This window comes from Streptomyces sp. NPDC002896 (assembly GCF_040295225.1).
Classification (GTDB): Bacteria; Actinomycetota; Actinomycetes; order Streptomycetales; family Streptomycetaceae; genus Streptomyces.
Genome location: NZ_JBEOVA010000030.1, coordinates 49019 through 73427 on the forward strand (window position 1 = coordinate 49019; position 24409 = coordinate 73427).

The window sequence follows — 24409 nt, forward strand, 5'->3', positions numbered from 1 at the left end:
TTACTCCCACCGCTCGCTCACCCGGAAGATCCGGTCGGCCGCCAGATAGATCACGACGACCGCGGCGAGCAGGATGACGCTCATCGCCGCCGCTGCCTCCGCCTGGTCCGCCCCGTTGAACATCTGGTCGATATAGCCGGCCACGGTGAGGTCCTGGGGAGAGCCCAGCATGAGAGGTGTCACGTAGAAGCCGAGCGACATGATGAAGACCAGCACACCGCCGGAGATCATGGCAGGCCGCAGCTGCGGCAGTACGACCTTCCTGGCCACCAGCAGCGGCCGCGCGCCGAACACCCGGGCCGCCTTGATCAGCCGGTCGTCGAGCTTGCCGATCGCAACATGCACCGGCAGCACCACGTACGGCAGCATCACATGGACCATTGCCGGATAGGCGGCCGCCGACGTCTGGTAGACGGCCAGCGGGGTGTCCCGCAGACCGAGGCTGTTCAGCACCCAGTACAGCGCTCCGGTGGGCAGATCCAGCAGGACCCAGGCGAAGGAGCGCACCAGTACGGAGGTCCACAGGGTGAGGAACAGGGCACCGAGCAGGACGCCCGCCGCCCACCGTGGCGCCGCCCACACGCCGAGCGCGTACAACGTGCCCAGAGCGACGGCGCAGACCGTCACGACGACGGACATCACCAGGGTGCGGACGGCCGCGCCCTGGAAGACCTCGTCGCCGAGCACCTCGCCGAACACACCGCCGTTGCTCAATCCTGTGTCCAGGAGCATGCCGACCGGGACGGCCAGCATCACCAGCAGGACGGCGGCCGGCGGCAGCAGCAGCCACCGCAGTCCGTTCCCCTCCAGCAGCCGGCCCCGCGGACCGCTCCGCGCCTCTCGAGCAAGGGTGTCCTGCCCGGTCGCCTCTTGTACCGTCACGACGTCCATGACCCACGCACTTCCCAACGGCCCGTCATTTCTTGGCCAGCCACTTGGTGTAGCGCGAGACGTACTCGTCGTAGATCTTGGCAATCGCCGTGTTGTCCGCCCGGATACTGATCTTGTTGTTCGCCGGGCTGTTGACGACCTGCTTCTTCAGGTCGGCTGACATGTACTCGAACGCGGCCTCGTTGCCCGGTCCGTAGCCGGTCAGCGCCGCGAAGTCGGCCTGCCGCTTGGCATCGGCCATCCACTCCGCGAGCGCGAAGGCGGTGTCCTTGTGCGGCGCGCCCTTGGGAGTGATGGAGATGTTGGGGGACTGGAACGCCTCGTTCATCACCACCGTGGTGGGCGTCCCCTTGGCGTTGAGCGCGAAGAACAGTCCCGAAGGCGCCTTGGCGACCGACACCGTACTGGAGATCAGGAACTGCTGGACCTGCGGGAACTCGGTGTAGAACACCAGATGCGGGCGCAGCTCGTCGAGCTTGGCGAAGCCGCGCTCCCAGTCCAGCGGGTACAGGTCCTCCGGGGCGACACCGTCCGCCAGCAGAGCAGCCTCGACGGTGCCCTCGAACGCGTACCCGGTGCCCGGCCAGCCGCGCTTGCCGGGGAACTTCTTCACGTCCCAGAACTCCTCCCAGGACTGCGGTCCGCGCCCGTCCGAGAAGGTCTTGTTCAGATACGCCTGGGTGTTGGCGGTGACGAAGGTGCCCCACGAGTAGGGCTGTGCCTTCTCCTCCAACTGGTCGTTCCGGGTCACATCGGACGGCAACTTCTCGATCGAGTCGTAGGCCAGTGACCGGTAGAGCTCGTACTGCCCGGCAGGCAGGGCGTCGAAGGTGCCCTTCTCGCCTTTCTCCATCTTGGCCTGTACGGCGTCGACGGTGACGGTCGCGGCGACCTTGACGCCGGTCTCCTTGGTGAAGGACTGGAAGAACGCCTTGTTGCGGGCTTCGCGAGTGGTCCCGCCGAAGTCGCCGTAGACGACCGACGTGCTGGTGAGGTCGGCGAGCGGCCCGCTGGTGGCCTTGCTGGCGGCGGTGCCCGCCGACTGCGAACCGCACGCCGAGAGCAGCCCGGGAAGCGTGAGGGCACCCGCTCCCATGGCGGCTCTGTTCAGGAACGACCTGCGTGACATCGCGGATACGGTGGAGGTGTCGGACATTGCCTTGCGCTCCTTGCCAAGAGGACGAGCGCCGGGGAACCGGCTGACCAGGATCCAGACTCTACGAACATGGATCCAATTTTCGGGTTTCGGGGATGTAAATAAGCGCGCTGGGTGGGTACTTGGGTTGCGCCGAGCCGATGCCCCCGAACCGTCGAGCGACTGCCCCGAACCGTGCCGTCCCGATTCTCCGGCGCCGGCCCCGTGTTCAGCGGTCGAGCAGCCGCCGAGGGCCCGTCACGAGCATCGTGTCCAGCTGTTCCCCGGGCACTCCGCGGGAGCGCAGCACGGGAGCGATCCGGCTCAGCAGATGCCCGTATCCCATACCGCCGTAGCGGCGGAGCTGGCTCTTGGTCCACACCGAGCAGCCGAGCACGATCCGGTCGGCGTAGCCGTCGGCAAGGAACTGACAGAGCACGTCGAGACGTTCGGCGTCGGTGGCGTCCTTGTAGCCGTCCCGGTAGTACGCCTCGTTGCCGAAGCACCACTCCAAGGTCGCCCCGGCGTCCGCGAGTTCGGCCAGGTAGGGCATGTCCATGAACTCGTCGACATTGCAGAACACCACTCGCTCGGCGGGAGTGCCCTCCCGCTCCAGCAGGCGCAGCACATCGGTGCCCAGTCGCGCTGCCGGGTCCAGCCGCACGCCGACCGCGGCACCGCAGCGCGCGGCCGCCCGCCCGGCGGCCCGCAGCACCCGCCCCTCCGCCGGGAGGATCTCCGCGCTCGTCCCGAGGATGCCGAGCAGCGCGGCCCGGAACCCCTCGCCGGGTATCTCCTTGGTCAGCGCGCCGTGGAAGAGCTCCTCCAGCGCCTCCTCGTCGAGTTCGGCGAACCACTTGGGATGCGAGCGGGCGAGGTAGGCGCCGTACTCAGGGAGGGCCTGACCCGGTTGCTGACCGACCGCGGGCACGAGGTCGTCGCGGGCGTGGGCGACGCGGACGCGCTGATCAAGACCATCACCGAGCTCGCCGGCGAGGGCCCGACCACGATGTGCATGCCGGCCGTGCGGGAAAGCGCCGGGAGCTCGGCGTACCGCGGGCCGAGCCCCCACGACGTCAGATCGACCACCGCCGACTGTCCCAGAGCCTGGCCGATCCGCAGTTCTTCCGCGGCCAGTTCCGTGTCGTCCAGGACCAGATTGTCGTCGAGCGCGAGCAGATTCCAGCGGATGAAACCGAGGTTCTCCATGGTCACGCGAGGATCGTCGGGAAGCGGCTCACGCGCGCGGCTGCGCAGCACCCGGGCGTCGCTGAGCAGGTGTTCGTGCATCGATGCGGCGCCGAGCGCCGTGGCCTCGATGGGGCCGAGCACTGTCTCGATCATGCGTCCTCCTGGCGGATGGGCTGCGTGGGAACGGCCTGACGTCGTGGCGGCTACGGGTGCCGGTGCACGTCCGGGAGCGGATGCCCGACCTGCGTGCACCGGACCGGCGGCGTGGAGTGTGATCACTTTCGTCCCTGGCCGGAGGGCGCGCAAGAGGGTGCTCAACGCGCCATCGACCAGCTCACACCGTCAGGTCAACGGGCTCGGCAACCGCGGTCGGCGCGTAACGCCGCACCATTAGCTGATCGCAATGGGGTGATGACGTCACCATGTCCCTCGCCGACTCGCGGGTCGTCCTCGACCAGCCCGGTGCGGAGAAGCTCATCGGCAAGGGCGATGGACTATTCCTGCCAGCGGGCGCGGACAGTCCAACCCGTATACAGGGTGCCTTTGTAACCCAAGAGGAATTCGCCGCCGTCGTTGCCCACTGCACCGCACAGCTCACTCCCATGTGAGGGGAGAATGCTGCGGCCTCCGGACGTCCGAAGGGGACCAGCGGCGAGGCAGATCTTCTCTGCCGGGCAGTGGAACCGGACGATTGGCCGAGAGGTCCGCCTGCGCAGCAGCCCGGGCCGCAGGTGTTCAAGGGCTATGTCGCGACCGTGATGCTCTATGCGGCATGACCAGCAGCGACGAGTTTTCGAACGGTACAGGCACCCTTGGCTGAGCCGGGCGGAGGCGCTGGGGGCAGGATGGGACTCGTGCCCGCCATCGCTGTCGAGATCCCGTGTGCTATTCCTTGGCGGCAGGTGACGTGCGGGTCGGCTTGCCCAGTGCCCAGAAGAGCACGCCGAGGAGTATGAACCCGACGAGCGGGACGGCCTCCGTCAGCAGGTACTTCCAGCGCTCGCCGTAACTCCAGCCGTCCGGCGCGTAGTCGGAGCCGAACCAGTGGTCGCCGAGTCCGGGGGCGACCAGTTGCATGCTGGCGAACAGGACGAGCAGGGTGAGCACCACGCTGATAGTGCGGGGGAAGGGTGCTTTGTAGGGCCGGGGTACGTCCGGGGCCTTGCGGCGCAGTACCGCGAGCGCCGGGAAGATGCCCAGGTAGCTGACGAGGGTGGTGGAGACGGCGAGGCCGAGGACGGCGCCGAAGAGCTTGGCGGCGCTGCCGTTGGTCAGTTCGTGGGCCAGGACCAGGACGACGGTGGAGACCACCCCGCTGAGGATGTTGACCCGTACCGGGGTGCCGAACCGGCTGGAGATGACGCCGAGGAAGCGGGGCGCGGCGCCGTCGTAGCCGGAGACGGCGAGTGCGCGGTCGGAGCCCATGACCCAAGTGACGCCGGAGGACAGCACCGTGACGATGAACATGATCGCGGCGAGGTCCCCGAGCAGGCTGCCGGCGCCGCTGAGCGTGGCGGTGCCGTCGGTGGCGACGTGGCCGCCGTACACGGTGAAGACCTGCCGGATCGCGTCGATGAATCCGCCGAGGCCAGTGATGGCCTTGACCGGCAGGACGAGCAGGATGCCGAGGATCGGCAGCGCGTACAGCAGAACGGCGAGGCCGGCGCTGCGGAAGATGGCGAAGGGTACGTCCTTCTGAGCGTCTGTCATCTCGTCGCCGGCGGTGTTGGGCAACTCGAAACCGACGTAGTTGAACATCAGGACGGGCACCAGGCCGACGAATCCCACGTAGGTCGGGGAGAAGTCGCCGATCCCGAATCCGTGCAGGCCGTGCTGGATGCCGTACACCACGACGGTGACGGTGAACAGGCCGAGGAGGATGAAACGGCTCCAGGCGCCGACGGTGGGAATCCACTTGCCGACGTCGAAGGAGAGGATCGCGGCGAGCACGCCCACCCAGACGAACACGAGGGTGAAGGCGTAGAAGGCCGGGGTGCTCAGGTCCTTCCCGTCGTTGAAGAAGGTGGTGTAGGCCGTGACGGCGGAAACGGAGAGCGTGCCGCCGAGCCACACCGGATTGGTGATCCAGTACAGGAAGTTGTTGACGGCACCCGCGAGTCGCCCGAAAGCCCGACTGGTCCAGATGTAGGGACCGCCCTCGTCGGGGAACGCGGCCCCGAGTTCGGCGGTCAGTAGCGCGGAGGGCACGAAGAACACGACGGCCAGCACGATGAGCCAGGTGAAGGCCTCGGCACCGGACGAGGCCACGGTGCCGATGGTGTCCACCCCGACGATGGTGCAGAGGAGGAAGAAAAGGATGTCGAAGCGGCGGAAGTGCTTGCGCAGCTTCTGCCGCTCCGTCTGGGCTGCTGCCGGCGCGTCGGCCGGCTCGGAAGTTATTTGGTCAGCGGCCACCGGGAGCTCCTGTGTGCTCGTGATACGGGTGAGATCCGGCCATGATCTGCCGCCGCCGCACAAGCCCACAAGCGTTCATGTACAAGTCTTGACCATCACTTCTCCGCCCGAATGCAACGGAAACCGCGCCGAAACATGGGAATGAGCCCACTCCAACCGGATGGCGTTGGCCGCGGGCTTGTGGCGATCTCATCCGTGCCTGTCGCCGCCGGAGCCGATCGCCGACTCGCCGCGGGCTGTGCGGAGTTTCCAGAACCGCACCGACATCGTGACCCTCGCCGGCGGTGACCGGGACATCCTCGCGGCGAAGGCCATGCAGGCAGCACCGGCAAAAGGGGTCCACTGCTCAACTTCTAAGACCGGTTTCCCCAAGTAATGATGGTGGGTGTGGCCCGAGGGCGGATATGGGGCGGAATTACGGTGGCCCCGCCGTTTCGGATGGCGGTCCGCACACATCACCGACGAGCGAGCGGAACCATTGATGAGCGGGGTGGTTGTGCAGCCGTTCGTGCCAAATGAGTTTGTAGTTCAGCTTCTCGGTTTCGAAGGGCAACGGGCGGACCGCCAACTCGTGCTGCGTGACGAGCGTTTGACCGTGCCCGTCGACGAAACCACTCGGCACACACGTCAACAGGTCGCTTTCCGTGACGATCCGCAATGCGTCAGCGAAGTGATTGACGACGGCCACGACCGTCCGTGTGCGACCCTGCAAGCCGAGCCAGCCGTCGATCACACCCAGATCCATACCTGATGGCGTCACCAGGACGTGGTCGGCCGACGCGAACTGATCCAACGTCATCTCTCGCGTCAACGGGTGCCCGCGGCGCATCACGCACACGTAGTGCTCTGTGTGCAGGACTCGCACGTGGATGTCGCGAGGAAGCGCGGGAAACATGCCGACCGCGCAGTCCAATGTGCCGCGCTCGATTCCGTCCAGAGAGCTGGCATTGGTGTGGAACGCGAAAGCGACGCGGGCATAGGGCGACGTCTCCCTGAGCTTCAGCGTGATGCCGCACACCGCTTCGGCCGCGATGCTGTCCGTGACCGAGAGACGGAAACCGGTCGGATCCGTACGGGGATCGAAGTGCTGGGGCGCGATCGAGGACCGGATCGTCGCCAGTGAACGATGAAGCTCGGGCCAGATGGCCAGCATCCGCGATGTCGGCTGAACGCCGTCGGCGACCCTGAGGAACAACTGGTCCTGCATCAGCTTTCGAGCACGCCGCAGCGCGTTGCTGACGGCAGGCTGGCTCATCGACAGGCTGGTCGCGGCGCGCGTCACGTTCCGCTCGAGCATGACGGCTTCGATGACCAGGAGCAGGTTGAGATCGAGCCGTACGTTATTCACCTGGGTTATGGCGATACCCCCAGACTGTGAATTGGACCCATTCGGAGCTTTGGGCAACGCTATCAGCACGAACGCACCGGGCGTGCCGGGCTGTGACCCGCCGGATTGCAGTCGGTGACTGACGTCCGAGATGCAAGACGTTGAAAGGATATTCGCCGCGATGATAGACGCTCCTGTCGGAGACGTGCTACCGAAGCTGACCGGAAAGATCAGCCCAGAACGGATTCGTCTGATGCGCACCCCACGGCCGCCGCAGAACCTGATCGAGGGGTTCAAGCGCATCACCGACGCGACCAGCGTCGTCTCCGACATCATGGACGAGCTGGGAATCACCGGGGTCATCGGCGCCTCGGTCCTCAAGCCGACCCTGCCGTCCGCGAACATGGTCGGACCGGCGCTCACGGTGCGCAACATCGTGCAGCGTGAGCCGGTTCATGAGACGGCGCGCGACCATGTCAATCGCATGGCGGAGTTCGAGGCACACAACCTGGCCCTGCCCGGCGACGTCATCGTGATCGACGGTGTCGCCGGCATCTCCAACATGGGCGGGATCTCGGCGCAGACGGGCAAGCGGCAGGGCGAGGCCGGCGCCATCATTTCAGGCGGCATCCGCGATGTCGGCCATTCCCGGCGGGTGGGCTATCCGGTGTGGGCCACCGAAATCACCCCGGTGACGGGAAAGTGGCGCATCGAGACGGTCGAGATCAACGGCGACATCCAGATTTCCGGTGTCCGCGTCTCGCCCGGCGACATCGTTGTGGCGGATGAGACCGGCGTGTGCTTCATTCCGCTCGCCAGGGCGGCCGAAGTGCTGGAACGGGCGTTGGTGAAGGCGGCCTTCGAGGAACAGAAGTGCGCCGCGATCGACGCCGGCACCGCCGTAGCCGATCTCCCGAAGAATGCGTGAGGCCATGACCGATTCCCCGCGGAGACTGCGTGTCTCCATCCTCGACGACTACCAGGACGTCGTCCGCACGCTCGACTGTTTCAGCAAGCTGCACGGCCATGACGTCACGATCTGGAACGACTCCGTGTCCGATGTGGAGGTGCTGGCCAAGCGCCTGGTCGACGCCGACGTGCTGGTGCTGCTGCGCGAGCGCACCAAGGTCGACGAAGCACTGCTCAGCCGCCTGCCGAACCTCAAGCTGATCAGCCAGAACGGCCACATACCGCATATCGACCTCGACGCGTGCACACGGCACGGCGTGATCGCTACCTCGGCCCTGACCGCACGCCCGTCATACCCCACCGTGGAGCTCACCTGGGGCCTGATCCTCGCCGCTATGCGCAACATCCCGCTCGAGAGCGCCGCGCTGCGCGAGGGCCGCTGGCAGAGCACCGTCGGGCTGGGACTGCGCGGCCGGACGCTGGGCATCTTCGGCTTCGGCCGGCTCGGCTCGATGGTGGCGCAGATCGGTGTGGCGTTCGGCATGGAACTGCTGGTCTGGGGCCGACAGGGCTCACTGGACCGGGCGAGGGCCGCAGGCTACCGGGTCGCCGAAAGCAGGCAGGCCCTGTTCGAGCAGTCGGACGTGCTCAGTGTGCACTTGCGTCTGAACGCGGCCACCACCGGCCTCATCGGCCCCGACGACCTGGCCCTGATGAAGCCGACGGCCCTGTTGGTGAACACCAGCCGGGCGGAGCTGATCCGGCCCGGGGCGCTCGTCGCGGCGCTCCGGGCGGGCCGGCCCGGCAAGGCGGCGGTCGACGTGTTCGAGCACGAGCCGCTGACCGACCCGAACGACCCCCTGCTGCGGTTGCCGAACGCCCTGTGCACGCCGCACATCGGCTTCGTCGAGCGCGACAACTACGAGTTCGCCTACGGCAACGCCTTCGATCAGATTGTGGCCTTCGCCGAGGGCGATCCGATCAATGTCCACAACCCGGATGTGCTGAGAGATGTTCTGAGAGAGGACGCGTAATGAATCTGGAGCTCGACGGAAAGGTCGTGCTGGTCACAGGAGGCAGTAAGGGCATCGGCCTGGCCTGTGCCCGGGCCTTCGGCAACGAAGGCGCCCGTGTCGTCATCGTGTCACGCGGCAAGGACAACCTGTCTGCCGCACAGGAAGCCCTGGCGGAGGACGGCGTGACCGTCACGACGCTCGCGGCCGACCTGTCGGACGGCACGGCGGCCGAGGAGGCGGTGGTCGCTGCCGAGGAGCAGGTCGGGCCGGTCGACGTGCTGATCAACTCCGCCGGCGGCGCCAAGCGTGTGCCCCCGGGGGAGCTGACGCCGGACAAGTGGCGCACGGCGATGGACGCGAAGTTCTTCACGTACATGAACGTCATGGACCACCTGCTGCCGCGGATGGTGGCGAGGGAGTCCGGCTCGATCGTCAACATCATCGGCACCGGCGGGAAGATCGCCTCGCCGATCCACCTTCCCGGCGGTGCGGCGAACGCTGCTCTGATGCTGGCTTCCGCAGGTCTGGCCGCGGCCTGGGGACACGCCGGCGTCCGCGTCAATGTCATCAACCCCGGGGCGACCATGACCGGCCGGGTGCAGATGTCCCTGGACGCGGAGTCGCGCATGACCGGCAAGTCGCCGGAGGAGCTGCTGCGCCGCAACCAGGAGCGCATCCCGCTCGGGCGGTACGCCACCCCGGAGGAGGTCGCCGACGCGGCCCTGTACCTCGCCAGCGCCCGGGCGTCCTACGTGACCGGCGCGTCGCTGACGATGGACGGCGCGCTGACGCCGCTCGTCGTGTGAACGGCTGAGCCGAAAAACAAAATCAAAAAACAGTTGGAGGAACAACGGTGTTCCACTGGTATCGCGAGCTGACGAAGCGCGAGCGCAACACGTTCTGGGGCTGTTTCGCCGGATGGGCCGTCGACGCGATGGACGCGCAGCTCTTCAGCTTCGTGCTCCCCGTGCTCATCACGGCCTGGGGTCTGACAACGGCGCAGGCAGGTTATCTGGCCACGGCGACGCTCCTGTCGGCGGCCATCGGCGGCTGGGCGTGCGGCTTTCTTGCGGACCGCTGGGGCCGCGCCCGCGTCATGCAGTTCACCATTCTCTGGTTCGCGGTGTTCACGTTCATCGCGGGCTTCGCGCAGAACTTCGATCAGCTCATCGTTATACGCGTGCTGCAGGGGCTCGGCTTCGGCGGCGAGTGGGCCGCCGGCGCGGTGTTGATGGGTGAGATCATCCGGCCCGCCCATCGCGGCAAGGCGGTGGGTTCCGTCCAGAGCGGCTTCGGCGTCGGCTGGAGCCTGGCGTCGATCATCGCCGGCGTGGTCCTCGCCCACGTACCGTCGGAGTACAACTGGCGGGTGCTGCTGATGATCGGGGTGCTGCCCGCTCTGCTGGTGCTGTGGTTGCGGCGCACCATCGAGGAGCCGGAGCTGTACAAGCAGACGCGCGCCGCCATAGCAGCCGAAGGCCGCGGCCCCGGCCTCGGGGCGATCTTCAAGCCGGGCGTGCGGGGGGTCACCATCAAGGCGTCGCTGCTGGCGTTCGGTGTGGTCGGCGTTGGCGGGGCGATCGTCAACTGGCTGCCGACGTTCATGAAAACGGTCCGGGAGCTGTCGCCCAGCGCCTCGGGGTACTACCTGTTCCTGGTGACCGGCGGTTCCTTCTTCGGGTTCCTGGCGAGCGCCTATCTGGCCGACGTCCTCGGCCGACGACGGACGTTCCAGCTGTTCCTGGTCTGCTCGTGGCTGGTGACCATTGCCTACATGTTCCTGCCGCTGTCCGGGTGGGGGCTGGTCCTCATGGGTGTGCCGTTCGGCTTCTTCACGATCGGCAACTATGCGACGCTGGGCCCGTTCTTCACGGAACTCTTTCCCACCGCGGTCCGTGGCAGCGGGCAGAGCTTCGCCTACAACTTCGGCAAGGCCGCCGGCGCCCTCGCGGTCACCTGCATCGGCATCCTTGCCCAGTGGATCACCTTGGCCGAGGCCATCGGTCTGATCGCGCTGCTCGGTTACAGCGTCGCGATCGTGATCACCCTGCTGCTTCCCGAGACGAAAGGCATGGACCTCAAGCCGGGTGTCGGTGAGGCGCCCGCAAGCGCATCCCCCAGCAACTCCTCAGCCAGCAACCCCTCAACCGTGTGAAGACGGCCGAGTCACACCTCTCCACGCTCCGTGCTCATACCGCAGATCGCGCTTTTGATGCTCGGGTCCCGGCTCGTCGCCCATGGGACCAGCCCCTTCCGAGGCCGTAATCCATCACCGCGGTCGGCCAGGCCACGAGGCCTTCATCGAACGGTTCACCAGGCAGCGACCCCGACAAGGATCGTACGAGCCGTCAACCGCTCCTCCTCTGCACCCCGTTCAGCGAGGCGAACGCACCCAAGGCCTCGCCATCCCCGACCAGGCATGCGCGGTCGCCGACACCTGCCGCAAACCCCTGACGGCAGTCCACGTCGCTGCCGGCCGCGTAGGTCGCGGAACGCACGCTCACTCTCACCGACGCCGAGTGTCCGCCCCACCGAGCGGGCCCGGCGTCCCCCACTTCGACTGACAAGGAACACATCATGGTCGCCCACATCACGCACTGGATCGACGGACAGCCGTGGAGCGGTGCCGCCGAGCGGGGCGGAGACATCCACGACCCGGCGACCGGCAGGATCACCGGCCGGGTGGACTTCGCGTCGGCCGACGACGTCGATCAGGCCGTGGCCGCCGCTGCCGGCGCGTTCAGGGACTGGCGCCGGACATCGGTGGCGAAGCGCGTGCAGGTGCTGTTCGCGTTCCGCGAGCTGCTCAACGCGCGCCGCGACGAGCTGGCCGCGATCATCGTCGCCGAGCACGGCAAGGTGCACTCCGACGCGCTCGCCGAGGTGGCCCGCGGCATCGAGGTCGTCGAGTACGCCTGCAGCATCCCGCAGTTGCTCAAGGGCGGCTTCACCGAGCAGGCGTCCACCGGTGTCGACGTCCACTCCGTCCGACAGCCGCTCGGCCCGGTCGCCATCATCTCGCCGTTCAACTTCCCCGTCATGGTGCCGATGTGGTTCTTCCCCCTCGCGATCGCCGCCGGTAACACCGTCGTCCTCAAGCCGTCGGAGAAGGACCCGTCGGCCGCGAACTGGCTGGCCGCGCTGTGGAAGCAGGCCGGGCTGCCGGACGGTGTGTTCAACGTCGTGCACGGCGACAAGCCGGCCGTCGACCGGCTGCTGGAACACCCCGGCATCAAGTCCGTGTCCTTCGTCGGCTCCACCCCCATCGCCCAGTACGTCTACGAGACGGGGGCCCGGCACGGCAAGCGGGTGCAGGCCCTCGGCGGCGCCAAGAACCACATGCTGGTCCTCCCGGACGCGGACCTCGACCTGGCCGCCGACGCCGCCGTCAACGCCGGCTTCGGCGCGGCCGGCGAGCGCTGCATGGCCGTGTCCGTCCTGGTGGCCGTCGACCCGGTCGGCGACGAACTGGTCGCGAAGATCAAGGACCGCATGGCCGGGCTGAAGGTCGGCCCCGGCTGCGCGCCCGCCTCCGAGATGGGCCCGCTGGTCACCGGCGTGCACCGGGACCGGGTGGCGTCGTACCTCGAAGCGGGTGTGGCCGACGGGGCCGAGCTGGCGGTCGACGGCCGCGAGCACAGAATCGCGGACGAGACCCCCGATGCCCGGAGCACCGCCGGCGGCTTCTGGCTCGGCCCCACACTCTTCGACCACGTCAAGCCCGGTATGTCCGTCTACGACGACGAGATCTTCGGCCCGGTGCTGTCCGTGGTCCGGGTGGGCTCGTACGACGAGGGCCTGGAGCTGATCAACGCCAATCCGTACGGCAACGGCACGGCGCTGTTCACCAACGACGGCGGCGCCGCCCGCCGCTTCCAGCACGAGGTCGAGGTGGGCATGGTCGGCATCAACGTGCCCATTCCGGTGCCGGTCGCCTACTACTCCTTCGGCGGCTGGAAGGCGTCGCTGTTCGGCGACAGCCACGCCTACGGCGAGGACGGCGTGAAGTTCTTCACCCGCAGCAAGGCCGTCACCCAGCGCTGGCTCGACCCGTCGCACGGGGGAATCAACCTCGGCTTCCCGACGAGTGACTGAGCACTTCCGTCTCACACCCGCAGCGGTACACCTCGCAAAACCCTCGGCCGTTCCCAACGGGCGCCACCGCGTGCCGCGTTCGCGGGGCCGAGTGATCAGCAAGCCGGACAGGAACGGCAGGGTCGAACGCGAAGGATCCGGGCACCGATGGATGGACAAGTATGCGAAGCTCCGGGCGGACAGGCCCGACGCCAGGACGTCAGCCAGGACGTCAACGACGAGAGAGGAAGACGATGGTCCCACCGGAACCGGAACCCCAGCGGATCGGCATACCCGCCGAGTCCACTGCGGGCGAGACCAGGGTGGCGGCGACACCGACCACCGTGGGGAGACTTGTCGCGCTCGGGTACGACGTAGTGGTCGAACCGGGAGCGGGAGTCTCGTCCCGCTTCTCCGACGCGGCCTACGAGGAGGCGGGAGCCCGCCTCGGCGACCCCTGGCCGGCCGAGATCGTACTGAAGGTCAACGGCCCCTCGAGCGAGGAGATCGACCGGCTGCGTGACGGAGCGACGCTGATCGCGCTCATCGGCCCCGCGCTCCACCCGGAGCTGGTCGAGGAATTGGCGCGGCGGCCGATCACCGTGCTCGCCATGGACGCCGTCCCGCGCATCTCGCGCGCCCAGTCCCTGGACGTCCTGAGCTCGATGGCGAACATCGCCGGATACCGGGCCGTGGTCGAGGCCGCGCACGCCTTCGGCCGCTTCTTCACCGGCCAGGTGACCGCCGCCGGCAAGGTGCCGCCGGCCAAGGTGCTGGTGGCCGGCGCCGGGGTGGCCGGACTCGCGGCGATCGGCGCGGCGCGCAGCCTCGGCGCCGTGGTCCGCGCCACGGACCCCCGGCCCGAGGTCGCCGAGCAGGTGCGCTCGCTGGGCGGGGAGTTCCTGGCGGTGCGGCCCGAACAGTCCGAACAGGAGGCCAGCACCGACGGTTACGCCAAGGCCACTTCGGACGACTACAACCGTCTCGCCGAGCAGCTGTACGCCGAGCAGGCCGCCGACGTGGACATCATCATCACCACCGCGCTCATCCCGGGCAGGCCGGCGCCGAAGCTGATCACTGCCGAGGATGTCGCGCGCATGAAGCCCGGTAGCGTGATCGTCGACATGGCCGCGGCACAGGGCGGCAACGTCGAAGGAACGGTGGCCGGAAAGGCGGTCGTCACCGACAACGACGTGACGATCATCGGCTACACCGACCTGCCCGGCCGGCTCCCGGCCCAGGCGTCGCAGCTGTACGGCACCAACCTCGTCAACCTGATGAAACTGCTCACCCCCGGCAAGGACGGCCGACTCGTTCTCGACTTCGACGACGTGGTGCAGCGGTCGATGACCGTGGTGCGCGACGGTGAGAAGACGTGGCCGCCGCCACCGGTGCAGGTGTCCGCCGCGCCCGACCACGCCGCGGAGGCCGAACGCGCCGCCGACCCCGCCACACCGCGGAAGCGAGCACGCTCCGCGCGGTCCCCGTACGCACTCGTCGGCGCAGGAGCGCTCGCGCTCTTCCTGGTGACCGCCTTCTCGCCGAACCAGCTGATCGGCCACTTCACGGTCTTCGTCCTGGCGATCGTCATCGGCTTCTACGTCATCGGCAACGTGCACCACGCGCTGCACACCCCGCTGATGTCGGTCACCAACGCGATCTCCGGGATCGTCGTGGTCGGCGCGCTGTTGCAGATCGGGCACGCGAACACAGCCGTCACCGTGCTGTCGTTCGCCGCGATCCTGCTGGCGAGCATCAACATCTTCGGCGGATTCGCCGTCACCCGCCGCATGCTCGGCATGTTCTCGAAAGGCTGACCACGGATGACCACCGCCACGGCCGCACAGGCCGCCTACGTCGTTGCCGCGCTGCTGTTCATCCTCAGCCTCGCCGGCCTCTCCCAGCACCGGACTTCCCGTTCGGGCATCGTCTGGGGCATCTCCGGCATGGTCATCGCGCTGGCCGCCACCATCTCTCTCGCCTCGCGGAGCATCTCCGCCACCGGACTCGCCCTGATCGCTGTCGCCACGGCCGTCGGCGCCGCAATCGGACTGTGGCGTGCCCGGGTGGTCGAGATGACCGGCATGCCCGAGCTGATCGCCGTCCTGCACAGCTTCGTCGGCCTTGCCGCCGCGCTCGTCGGCTGGAACGGCTACCTCGACGTCGAAGCCGGGGGCCACGCAGGACAGGAGATCACCGGTTCGCTGCTGCGCATCCACCACGCCGAGGTCTTCATCGGCGTGTTCATCGGCGCCGTCACCTTCACCGGGTCGGTCGTCGCGTACCTGAAGCTGTCGGCGCGCATCAACTCCAGCCCGCTCACGCTCCCGGGCAAGAACGCCCTCAACCTCGGCGCCCTCGCCGCGTTCGTCGTGCTCACCGTGGCGTTCGTCGCGCGCCCCCACATGGGACTGCTCATCGCGGTCACCGTGGTGGCGCTCGCCCTCGGCGCGCATCTGGTCGCCTCCATCGGCGGCGGTGACATGCCGGTCGTCGTCTCGATGCTCAACAGCTACTCAGGCTGGGCCGCGGCGGCCTCGGGCTTCCTGCTCGCCAACAACCTGCTGATCGTCACCGGCGCGCTGGTCGGCTCCTCCGGCGCCTACCTGTCGTACATCATGTGCAAGGCGATGAACCGCTCCTTCATCTCGGTGATCGCGGGCGGATTCGGTATCCAGCCAGCGGTGAGCGACGAGAGCGACCACGGGGAGCACCGGGAGATCAGCGCGGAGGAGACCGCGGAACTGCTGCGCGACGCCTCCTCGGTGGTCATCACGCCCGGCTACGGCATGGCGGTCGCCCAGGCCCAGTACCCGGTCGCGGAGTTGACCCGCAAACTGCGCGAGCGCGGCGTCGACGTGCGGTTCGGTATCCACCCCGTTGCCGGCCGACTGCCCGGTCACATGAACGTGCTGCTCGCCGAGGCCAACGTGCCGTACGACATCGTCCTGGAAATGGACGAGATCAACGACGACTTCGCTTCCACCTCGGTCGTCCTGGTCATCGGGGCCAACGACACCGTCAACCCGGCCGCCGCCGAAGACCCGGCCAGTCCCATCGCCGGGATGCCGGTGTTGCACGTGTGGGAGGCAGCCCATGTCGTCGTCTTCAAGCGCTCCATGGCCACCGGGTACGCGGGCGTGCAGAATCCGCTGTTCTTCCGGGAGAACAGTCAGATGCTCTTCGGCGACGCCAAGCAGCGGGTGGAGGACATCGTGCGCAGCCTCGACGCCACCGACGCGCCGGCCCCGGCCATGGTCGGCACGACTCTCTGAAAAACCGCCCCCGGGGAAGGCGCGGTCTGAGGTCGAACAGGATGGCGTCCTCGCCGTCGCCGCCCGGCCGGCCACGGAGAACTGATCGGCATACGGGACACTCTCGCTGCGCGCCGGGAAGGCAGCGACGCCGAGCTTTCACCATTCCACCAGGAGGTACGCCGTGACCACGCTGACCGTTCTGCACCCCGGCGCCATGGGGGCGGCCGTAGCCGCTCAGGCGTCCCGCTCGGGTCATCAGGTCCTCTGGGTACCGGCTCATCGAAGCGCGGCGACGCAGGAACGTGCGCGGAAGGCGGGACTGACAGCCTGCCCGTCCCTCGTGGACGCGCTCGACGCCAGCGAGGTCGTGCTGTCCCTCTGCCCTCCGCATGCGGCTGAGGACGTCGCCGTATCCGTCGCCCAGCACGGGTTCACGGGTCTGTACGTCGAGGCCAACGCCATCAGCCCTCAGCGTATGGAACGCATCGCGAACGCGGTCCGGCCCGCTTCCTCGGTACTCGACGGTGCCGTCATCGGCCCGCCGCCCGGCGACCAGCGCACGTGTCGCCTCTACCTGGCGGGGGATGCCCGATCGGTGGATCTCCTCCGCTCCATCTTCCAGGGCTCCCGCGTCCAGGTGGAAGCCGCAGGGGACCAAGTCGGTGCCGCATCGGTGCTGAAGATGTCCTTCGCGGCCTTCCAGAAAGCCGCCCGCACGCTCGCCGCCGTGTCGCACGCCCTCGCGGACAGCCACGGAGTCGCCGATCTTCTCACCGCCGAGGCTCAGCGCATGCCCGCGGACTTCCTCTCCAACCCCCGCGACCTGCCCGGCGTCGCCGCCCGAGCCTGGCGTTGGGCTCCCGAAATGCACGAAGCCGCCGAGACCCTGCGCGCCTCCTCGCTGCCGCCTCAGATGGCCGAAGCCGCGGCAGCGGTGATGCAGCGGTGGGAGAAGGACAAGGACCAGTACGACCTGCCACTCGCCGAGGTGCTCACGCACCTGCGGGATGGTTCCCACGCTCATTGAGCGGGTGCACAACCGTTCCTAGTGTCCTGAGTCGGAGATTCATCGTTGGTTGGGTATGAGTCACCCGGGCCCGAAGATTCCACCGTTGTCGGTAACTGATGCCCAGCGAGAGGTTCTTGAGGGGTGGGTGCGCCGCCGGACGACCGCGCAGGCGTTGGCCCTGCGGTCCCGGATCGTCCTGGAGTGCTCCGAAGGCCACTCGATCATGGAGGTGTCGCGGGACCTCGACGGCTGTCTGGCCGAAGGGGCGCGGGGCGGTGCACGGGCCGCGACGAAGGCCGGGTTCCCGGTTCCCGTGCCCGCACCGCCGTCCGACGAGGCGCGGCCCCGGGCCGGAGCGGGCCCGGTGCGCGCACTGTGGCTGGTGCCCGCCCCCGGCGACGGCTCCGGCAGCGGTCGGGACAGCGACCCCAGTACCGGACACCCACTTCGTCGACCTGCAGCGCGACGTCACCGTCGCCGACGTCTGGCGGTCCACCGGCGCAGGCATGCGCGGTGTCGAACACGTCAAGCGCTACACCTCGCTCGGCACGGCCAACGACCAGGGAAAGACCTCCGGCGTCAACGCGATCGGTGTGATCGCCGAGGCCCTCGGCGCGGGCGCATCCCCCGGAGAGATCGGCACCACGGCCTACCGGGCGCCGTACACGCCGGTGGCCTTCGCCGCCCTGGCCGGGCGTGAGCGCGGCGAGCTGTTCGACCCCGAACGCACCACCTCCATCCACAGCTGGCACGTAGCCCACGGCGCGGAGTTCGAGGACGTCGGCCAGTGGAAGCGCCCCTGGTACTACCCCCGGCCCGGTGAGGACATGGACACGGCCGTCGCCCGCGAGTGCCGCGCGGCCCGCGAGGGGGTGGCGTTCATGGACGCCTCCACCCTCGGCAAGATCGAGATCTGGGGCGCGGACGCGGGCGAGTTCCTCGAAAAAGACTTGCGTAGCGTGCGCGGACGGTGTGGTGCCGGCCAGGGCCGGCCTCGTGCTGCACCGCTTCGACCGGGACTACGCGTGCCTTCCGGTGCGGGATCCTGGCGTCACTCTTCTGACCTGCGCGAGCAGCCGGACCGTGGACACGGTTCTGGTGGCGGGCGAGGCGGTGGTACGCGACGGGCGCAGTGCGCGCCTTTCCGAGGCGTTCCTGGTGGACGTGTTGTCGCGGTAACAGGACGGGTTCCTGGATGAAACACAGAGGCGCCAGGCTCGCCTCATCGCGCATGGCCCGCATCAATGGAGCACATGCCAGCCCACGGCGCCGGGCCCACGGACGGGTCCGTTGACGACCGTGCCCGCGGATCTCTGCGTGTTCGCGGTGGGGGTGCAGGGGCGGTGACTGCATCTCGTAGGACTCGGAGAAGCCCACTCCGAAGTACTCAGGAGTACTTGCCGCGATGAGTGACACCACGATGCGTTCCGTGCCTCAATCGGAGCCTCTGACGACGGCTCAGTCCACGTACAGCCTCGCCGAACTCGACAAGGAAGCCCGCATGGGCGGGGCCGGCACCGAGACGACGTCCCGGGAGATCCGCCGGATCGACCTCTCCGACTTCGAGGCCCGCAAGGCCGAGATCACCGAGGAGCTGTGGGCGGCGGCCACGGAGATCGGATTCTTCCAGCTGGTGAACCACGGCATGGACCAGGCCCTCGTGGAGGAGGCGTTCGCGAACGCCGAGCGCTTCTTCGCGCTGTCCGAGGCCCACAAGGGCCGGCACGCGTTGAAGAAGGGTCTCAACTCCGGATGGGAGTCTATGACGCAGGTCAGGCCGTCCATCGGGACTCCGGACCAGAAGGAGTCGTATCAGCTCACCAGGCCCCACATGGAAGGGCTCTGGCCCGACGACGTACTGCCCGAATTCCGGCCACGTGTACTCGACTTCGAGGAGCGCTGCCGTGAGGTGGCGATGCGGGTCCTGTCGTGCTTCGCCGACAAGCTCGGCTTCGACAGCGACTTCTTCAGCCGCGCCCATGACCCTGCGAGCGCGCAGTACCAGTCCACCCTGCGGATGCTGCACTACTTCGCGATCCCTGAGGACGCCGAACTCGACCCGGATGTGTGGCGGGCTGGTGCGCACACGGACTTCGACTGTCTGACGCTGCTCTTTCAGCGTGAGGGGCAAGGCGGGCTGCAGGTGTGCCCGGGAAGGGAGGCCGAGACCCAGGAGTGGACTCCCGTGGTGCCCTCAGCCGACGTCATCACCTGCAACATCGGCGACATGCTGATGCGGTGGAGCGACGACCGGCTTCCGTCCAACTTCCACCGGGTCAAGTCACCAGGTCCCGGCGACGACCGGGGGGCCCGCTACAGCATCGCCTTCTTCGCCCAAGCCGACCGTGACGTGGTGATCGAGGGGCCGGAGGGCCGATATCCGCCGATCACGGCCGAGCAGTACATCCAGCAGCGTATCGCCGCCAACTTCGCACGATAGAGGGGAGTGTTGTGATGATGTCCGCAAAGCGGCAGACGCCGTTCGGGCGCCTCGCGGTGCTCGGCCTTCAGCACGTGCTGGTGATGTATACGGGCTGTGTCACGGTGCCGCTCGTCTTCGGTGCGGCTGCCGGGCTCGATGCCTCGACCATAGCTCTGCTCATCAACGCGGACCTGCTGGTCGCGGGTGTCGTCACCATGATCCAGGGCGCGGGCGTCGGGCGTGTGCTCGGCGTGCGCATGCCCGTGATGGCCGGTGCCGCCTTCACCGCCGTAACGCCGATGATCCTGATCGCGGGAGAATACGGGCTCCAGGCGGTGTACGGCTCGATGCTCGCCGCCGGCGTCTTCGGCCTGCTCGTCGCCTGGCCGTTCGCCAAAGCCGCCCGCTTCTTCCCGCCCCTGGTCAGCGGCGTTGTGATCACGGTGGTCGGCCTGGCGCTGATCGGCGTCGGCGTCAATCTCGTCGTCGGCAATGACCCCAAGGCATCGGACCACGCGGCGCCGTCCCGCCTCGCCGTCGCCGCTTTCGTCGTCGTCGTGATCCTGCTGGTGGCGAGGTTCGGCCGGGGCTTTGTGGCCCAGACCGGCGTCCTTCTCGGGTTGTTGGCCGGTACGGCGGTCGCGGTACCGCTCGGTCTGGTGGACCTGTCCGCCGCCCGCGGTGCCGACTGGATCGGGATGAGCGCTCCGTTCCACTTCGGCGCCCCCGAGTTCCCGCCGGTCGCGGTCATCTCCATGTGTGTCGTGATGCTGGTTCTGTTCGCCGAGTCGACGGCAGACCTGATCGCGGTCGCGGAACTCACTGGAAAGGAACTCACAACCGCGGACATGGCGCGCGGCCTGGCCGCCGACGGGCTGTCCGGGGTGCTGGGCGGAGTGATGAACGCCTTCATCGACACCGTCTTCGCCCAGAACGTCGGTCTGGTCTCGATGACCCGGGTGCGCAGCCGTCATGTGGCCACCGTCGCGGGCGCCATTCTGGTCCTCCTCGGCCTGGTGCCCAAACTGGGGGCGGTGGTGGCCGGGCTTCCCCAACCGGTCGTGGGCGCGGCAGCACTGGTCATGTTCGCCACCGTCGCCGCCGTCGGCATCGGCACGTTGCGGAAGGTCGAGTTCGAGGGAACGCAGAATCTGCTGATCGTCGCCGTGTCGATCGGCGTGGGCATGGCCCCCGAAGTGGCACCTGATCTGTACTCCCGCTTTCCCGACGGTGTGGGAATCGTGCTGGGCTCACCGGTGACGAGCGCGACCCTGATCGCCTTCGGGCTGAACCTGGCCTTCAACCGGACCCGCCCGGCACGCATCGCGAACGACGGGGCGGAGAGACCGACCCAGCCGACGACCACCACATCGACGGAATACGCCAAGTAGCGCCCGCACTGGGGCGACCACGCAGGTCATGGGCGCGGGCTCGTTCCCCGTTGCGCGTCGTCGCTGTACGGGCAGCTTTCCGCGTCCGGAGCGGCGGAGGCTGGTCGTCGATGCCGGGTGCGTTCTGGACCGCGATACGGCGCTTAGCTGTCCGCGCTCAAGACCAGGAGATCGCCCCAAGGACCTGGCCCACATCTCGCCGTACCTGACCGAGCACCTCAACCGCTTCGGCAAGTACTCCTCGGGGCTGGCTACAGCGCGTTCGTCAGGCGCCCATTGACTGCTCTCCTGCGGCTTTGCCGCCTGCCGCTTCGCTTCACGGTAGCCATTCGATGCGGCCTGTCTGCTGGCCGGGCGACGTCGGGCCATCATCCGCTGATACCTGGTCAGCTTCGCGGCGCTCTTCTTCCCGTGCTGGGCGTGGGGGAGATCGTGGGCGTCGCTGGTGGTGGTCGCGGTCTCCTTCACTCCCCAGTCCACGCCGATCACACGCCAGGTCTCAGGCAGCGGCTCAACCTGGGCCGGGACAACCGGGGCACGCGGCACGCGCGCCCCGGCCTCCACGCAGCTCAGGACAGCCGCAGTCCCAGGTCCGTCAGGCGCACCGGAGCGCCCGTGGCCAGGCTGCGGTTGATGCCGATGCCGACCGCGACGCTGCGGAGTCCGTCCGGGTAGCCTGCGCGGCGGCGCAGAGGGTCGTCGCCGGAGCCGACGAAGACGTCGTGGAGAAGGAGTGCGTCGCCGCCGCCGTGGCCGCCCTCGCCCTCCTTGACCTCGACCTCCTGGGCCTCCTCCCAGTGCCGCTGCACCACCAGGCGGGTGCCGTTGGCCCGGACCGCGCCGCCCTCGCCGGCGCCGGGCCCGCCGGCTTCGGGCGTGGCGCTCGGGTCGACCGCCGGGCGTACGGGTGCGTGCTTGGAGTGCAGATTGCGGGCCGTGTCGCCCGCCGTGACATGGGCCCGCTCGACGACCTCCAGTTCGGCCCGGCCCTCCGAGCCGTTGACGCACACCCGGTAGCCCTCCCATGGGCTGTGCGCGGTCAGCGCGTACGACATGGACACGCCGCCCCGGTAGCCGACCAGGACGTTCAGGGTGTCCTCGGTGGTGATGCCCGGGTCGAAGACGTCGCGGTCGCGCAGATATCCGTCCACGTGCTCGGCGTCGAGGTAGAGGGCGCGCAGATGCGGGTCCGTGGCCATGTCGAAGCCGAACGGGTCCTCGGCCGCGGCGTCACGGCCGAGCGAGGGCCGCTCGCCCGGCGGCCGCCCCGCGCCCGTGTCGCCGTAGAAGCGGAGGCCGCCGAGGGCGAAGACCGTCTCGGGTACGTCGTCCAGCCACCAGTTGACCAGGTCGAAGTGGTGGGTCGCCTTGTGTACGGCGAGTCCGCCCGAGACGGTCTTGTCGCGGTGCCAACGGCGGAAGTAGTCCGCGCCGTGCACGGTGTCGAGCAGCCACTCGAAATGTACGGAGAGCACCTTGCCGACCGTGCCGTCCGCGATCACCTGCCGCAGGGCCGAATTCCTCGGCGAGTAGCGGTAGTTGAACGTCACGGTGAGACGTGCGGTGGACGCGTCGACCGCGGCCTGGATCGCCCGCAGCCCGTCCTCGTCCACCGTCAGCGGCTTCTCACAGACGACGTCGACGCCCGCCCGCAGCGCCGTGCACACGGCGTCGGCGTGCGTACGGTCGGGGGAGCAGACGACCAGGACGTCCACCCTCTCCTCGGCGAGCATCCGCTCCAGGTCGTCCGGGTGGTAGTGGCGGGGCCGGTGCCCGGCGTCCGCGACCAGGGTGTCGTAGTGGCGCATCCGGGCCTCGTTGGTGTCGCACCAGGCGACCGGGACGGCGTCGGACGCGTAGGTGTCGAGCAGCGCGTGGACGTACATCCGTGCGCGGTGGCCGGTGCCGTACACGGCGTACCGGCGGGGGGTGGTGCGGGTGGCCAAAATTCCTCCGGATCGATGTTTCCGTATGTGCGTGGTGCGGCGTCGTGTGGTGTCTACGAGGCCGACTCGATCAGTCCGCTGAGCTCATCCACGAAGCCCGCGCCCGCCTCCGGTCCGCTGCTTCGACCGAAGAGCACCTCCTCCACGTAGCGCTGCAGGATGTCCTCGACCGCGCTCGCGCCGTTGGGGAAGAGCGGCAGCGGGGCGCCGGCCAGGTTCTTCTCCATGCGTTCGATGTAGCGCAGGGCTGCGGTGTCGTCGGGGGCGAGGGAAGGCGCGATGTTCTCGCGGGTACGGGCGGCGGCCGGGATGCCGCGCTCCGCGCCGAGCAGCTTGGTGCACTGTTCGTCTCCGACCAGGAAGTTGACCAGGAGCGCGGCCTCGGCCGGGTGTTGGGTCTGGGACGAGATCGACCAGTACATGCCGGGCTTCACGAACTGGTGGCGGCGTGGACTGCCGGTACGCGTGGGCAGGTCCACGAGCTCGAGCTCGTCACCACCGGCCGCGGCCTTGTACGCGATGAGCTGGTTGCACCAGGACGGCGAGATCACGACCTTGCCGGTGACGATCGGCGACTGGTCCAGGGGCAGCACCTGGCTGTCGACGATGACACCGGCACCGGGCGCCGCCCCATTGTCCGACCAGTCCCGGGTCATCTCCCACAGGCCGCCGAGGACGTCCGGGTCCACCGCGACGCTCCCGTCCCGGCCGAAGAGTTCCTGCCGGTGCTGGCGTGCCCACAGGATCGGGATGCCGGGGCCGCCGAGCGGGATCGAACCGTGCACCTTGCCGCCGGAGGCGCGGGTCACCTCGCGGCCGAACTTCTCGAGGTCGTCCCAGGTCCAGGAGCGGGTGTCGGGCAGCCGCAGGCCGAGCTCGTCGACGATGGTGCGGTTGACGAGCATGGCCATGGACGTGACCGAGGCCGGGACACCGTACAGACCGCCGTTGTGCCGTCCGGTGTCCAGGGTCTCCTCGGTGAACAGGGAGGCGTCGAAGTGCTCGGACCGGCCGAGGTCGAACAGGCCGCCGCGCTCCGCGTACGAGGCGAGGTAGGCGATGTCGTTCTGGATGACGTCGGGGGCGTTGCCGCCCGCGGCGGAGGTGGCGAGCCGGTCCCAGTAGCCGTTCCAGTCGGCGAACTCCGCCTCGACCGTGATCCTCGGGTACTTCTTCTCGAACAGCGCGATCGCCTTGTGGGTGGCCTGGTGCCGGGCGTCTCCGCCCCACCAGGTCATGCGCAGGGTGACCGGCCCGTCGGAGAGCCGGTCGGGACCGGTCGTCCCGCCGACGGCGCAGCTCGTCGTGGCGGCGGTGAGCGCGGTCCCGCCGGCCAGTGCGGCCAGCGCGCGGACCGTCGTACGGCGGGACGGACCGGACGACTCGGTCGAACGGGACGGTGAGGTGTGCTGTGGCATGTCTTCGG

17 protein-coding genes and 4 pseudogenes are annotated in these 24409 nt (G+C 68.5%); 13 read left to right on the forward strand and 8 right to left on the reverse strand.

The genetic code is table 11. From position 1 onward, the window contains the following. From ABT009_RS37160 to ABT009_RS37170, 3 genes are all read right to left on the reverse strand, one after another. Positions 1 to 891, reverse strand: a complete 891-nt coding sequence (locus ABT009_RS37160; protein ID WP_351305373.1) for an ABC transporter permease — start codon at positions 889 to 891, stop codon at positions 1 to 3. Positions 892 to 916: 25 nt separating this feature from the next. Then, positions 917 to 2047 carry an extracellular solute-binding protein gene (locus ABT009_RS37165; RefSeq protein ID WP_351305375.1) on the reverse strand — a complete coding sequence of 377 codons (1131 nt, stop codon included), beginning with the start codon at positions 2045 to 2047 and terminating at the stop codon, positions 917 to 919. Positions 2048 to 2255: 208 nt separating this feature from the next. Further along, positions 2256 to 2957 carry a phosphotriesterase family protein gene (locus ABT009_RS37170; protein WP_351305377.1) on the reverse strand — a complete coding sequence of 234 codons (702 nt, stop codon included), beginning with the start codon at positions 2955 to 2957 and terminating at the stop codon, positions 2256 to 2258. On the opposite strand from ABT009_RS37170, the pseudogene ABT009_RS37175 reads away from it, so the two are divergent. After that, a pseudogene (locus ABT009_RS37175) lies at positions 2937 to 3026 on the forward strand (DNA-binding response regulator); the annotation flags it as partial. The gene ABT009_RS37170 and the pseudogene ABT009_RS37175 overlap by 21 nt on opposite strands. Before the next feature lie 59 nt (positions 3027 to 3085). On the opposite strand, the pseudogene ABT009_RS47555 reads toward ABT009_RS37175, so the two are convergent. After that, positions 3086 to 3370: pseudogene (locus tag ABT009_RS47555) on the reverse strand (hypothetical protein); the annotation flags it as partial. A gap of 266 nt (positions 3371 to 3636) precedes the next feature. On the opposite strand from ABT009_RS47555, the pseudogene ABT009_RS37180 reads away from it, so the two are divergent. Further along, positions 3637 to 3820, forward strand: a pseudogene (locus ABT009_RS37180) (hypothetical protein); the annotation flags it as partial. A gap of 282 nt (positions 3821 to 4102) precedes the next feature. Here the strand turns inward: ABT009_RS37180 and ABT009_RS37185 are convergent. After that, a complete protein-coding gene (locus tag ABT009_RS37185; protein WP_351305378.1) occupies positions 4103 to 5632 on the reverse strand; it encodes an APC family permease in 1530 nt (509 codons plus the stop codon). Between the two features lie 415 nt (positions 5633 to 6047). Further along, complete coding sequence (locus ABT009_RS37190; RefSeq protein WP_351305380.1) at positions 6048 to 6980, reverse strand: LysR family transcriptional regulator; 933 nt, start codon at positions 6978 to 6980, stop codon at positions 6048 to 6050. Positions 6981 to 7140: 160 nt separating this feature from the next. On the opposite strand from ABT009_RS37190, the gene ABT009_RS37195 reads away from it, so the two are divergent. The 11 genes and pseudogenes from ABT009_RS37195 to ABT009_RS37245 all read left to right on the forward strand — a co-directional run bounded on the left by ABT009_RS37195 (position 7141) and on the right by ABT009_RS37245 (position 21037). After that, positions 7141 to 7887, forward strand: coding sequence for an RraA family protein (locus ABT009_RS37195; RefSeq protein ID WP_351305382.1), 747 nt, complete (start codon positions 7141 to 7143; stop codon positions 7885 to 7887). 4 nt (positions 7888 to 7891) lie between these two features. Next, on the forward strand, positions 7892 to 8902 hold the full coding sequence (locus ABT009_RS37200; RefSeq protein WP_351305384.1) for a D-2-hydroxyacid dehydrogenase family protein: 1011 nt from the start codon (positions 7892 to 7894) through the stop codon (positions 8900 to 8902). Beyond that, the gene (locus ABT009_RS37205; protein WP_351305386.1) at positions 8902 to 9690 is read left to right on the forward strand and encodes an SDR family oxidoreductase; all 789 of its coding nucleotides are present in this window, start codon (positions 8902 to 8904) and stop codon (positions 9688 to 9690) included. Before ABT009_RS37200 ends, ABT009_RS37205 begins: the two co-directional genes overlap by 1 nt. Before the next feature lie 47 nt (positions 9691 to 9737). Beyond that, on the forward strand, positions 9738 to 11039 hold the full coding sequence (locus ABT009_RS37210; RefSeq protein WP_351305388.1) for an MFS transporter: 1302 nt from the start codon (positions 9738 to 9740) through the stop codon (positions 11037 to 11039). A gap of 422 nt (positions 11040 to 11461) precedes the next feature. Then, complete coding sequence (locus tag ABT009_RS37215) at positions 11462 to 12979, forward strand: CoA-acylating methylmalonate-semialdehyde dehydrogenase (protein WP_351305390.1); 1518 nt, start codon at positions 11462 to 11464, stop codon at positions 12977 to 12979. 233 nt (positions 12980 to 13212) lie between these two features. Further along, positions 13213 to 14775, forward strand: a complete 1563-nt coding sequence (locus ABT009_RS37220) for a Re/Si-specific NAD(P)(+) transhydrogenase subunit alpha (protein ID WP_351305392.1) — start codon at positions 13213 to 13215, stop codon at positions 14773 to 14775. A gap of 6 nt (positions 14776 to 14781) precedes the next feature. Beyond that, positions 14782 to 16233 (forward strand): Re/Si-specific NAD(P)(+) transhydrogenase subunit beta, encoded by a 1452-nt coding sequence (pntB, locus tag ABT009_RS37225; RefSeq protein WP_351305393.1) that lies wholly within the window; start codon positions 14782 to 14784, stop codon positions 16231 to 16233. A 163-nt stretch (positions 16234 to 16396) separates the two neighbouring features. Next, positions 16397 to 17242, forward strand: a complete 846-nt coding sequence (locus ABT009_RS37230) for an NAD(P)-dependent oxidoreductase (protein ID WP_351305395.1) — start codon at positions 16397 to 16399, stop codon at positions 17240 to 17242. Positions 17243 to 17462: 220 nt separating this feature from the next. Beyond that, a pseudogene (locus ABT009_RS37235) lies at positions 17463 to 18171 on the forward strand (ferredoxin); the annotation flags it as partial. Positions 18172 to 18629: 458 nt separating this feature from the next. Further along, on the forward strand, positions 18630 to 19664 hold the full coding sequence (locus ABT009_RS37240; RefSeq protein ID WP_351305397.1) for an isopenicillin N synthase family dioxygenase: 1035 nt from the start codon (positions 18630 to 18632) through the stop codon (positions 19662 to 19664). A 14-nt stretch (positions 19665 to 19678) separates the two neighbouring features. Continuing rightward, on the forward strand, positions 19679 to 21037 hold the full coding sequence (locus ABT009_RS37245; RefSeq protein ID WP_351305399.1) for a nucleobase:cation symporter-2 family protein: 1359 nt from the start codon (positions 19679 to 19681) through the stop codon (positions 21035 to 21037). Positions 21038 to 21606: 569 nt separating this feature from the next. Here ABT009_RS37245 and ABT009_RS37255 read toward each other — a convergent pair. Both ABT009_RS37255 and ABT009_RS37260 read right to left on the reverse strand, forming a co-directional pair. Further along, positions 21607 to 22983, reverse strand: a complete 1377-nt coding sequence (locus ABT009_RS37255) for a Gfo/Idh/MocA family protein (protein WP_351305401.1) — start codon at positions 22981 to 22983, stop codon at positions 21607 to 21609. 53 nt (positions 22984 to 23036) lie between these two features. Further along, complete coding sequence (locus tag ABT009_RS37260; RefSeq protein ID WP_351305403.1) at positions 23037 to 24401, reverse strand: ABC transporter substrate-binding protein; 1365 nt, start codon at positions 24399 to 24401, stop codon at positions 23037 to 23039. Positions 24402 to 24409 lie beyond the last annotated feature (8 nt).

Coding starts and splice junctions, on each gene's coding strand:
- ABT009_RS37160 (WP_351305373.1), bottom strand. CDS start 891: ATGGACGTCGTGACGGTACAAGAGGCGACCGGGCAGGACACCCTTGCT.
- ABT009_RS37165 (WP_351305375.1), bottom strand. CDS start 2,047: ATGTCCGACACCTCCACCGTATCCGCGATGTCACGCAGGTCGTTCCTG.
- ABT009_RS37195 (WP_351305382.1), top strand. CDS start 7,141: ATGATAGACGCTCCTGTCGGAGACGTGCTACCGAAGCTGACCGGAAAG.
- ABT009_RS37200 (WP_351305384.1), top strand. CDS start 7,892: ATGACCGATTCCCCGCGGAGACTGCGTGTCTCCATCCTCGACGACTAC.
- ABT009_RS37205 (WP_351305386.1), top strand. CDS start 8,902: ATGAATCTGGAGCTCGACGGAAAGGTCGTGCTGGTCACAGGAGGCAGT.
- ABT009_RS37215 (WP_351305390.1), top strand. CDS start 11,462: ATGGTCGCCCACATCACGCACTGGATCGACGGACAGCCGTGGAGCGGT.
- ABT009_RS37220 (WP_351305392.1), top strand. CDS start 13,213: ATGGTCCCACCGGAACCGGAACCCCAGCGGATCGGCATACCCGCCGAG.
- pntB (WP_351305393.1), top strand. CDS start 14,782: ATGACCACCGCCACGGCCGCACAGGCCGCCTACGTCGTTGCCGCGCTG.
- ABT009_RS37240 (WP_351305397.1), top strand. CDS start 18,630: ATGAGTGACACCACGATGCGTTCCGTGCCTCAATCGGAGCCTCTGACG.
- ABT009_RS37245 (WP_351305399.1), top strand. CDS start 19,679: ATGATGTCCGCAAAGCGGCAGACGCCGTTCGGGCGCCTCGCGGTGCTC.
- ABT009_RS37260 (WP_351305403.1), bottom strand. CDS start 24,401: ATGCCACAGCACACCTCACCGTCCCGTTCGACCGAGTCGTCCGGTCCG.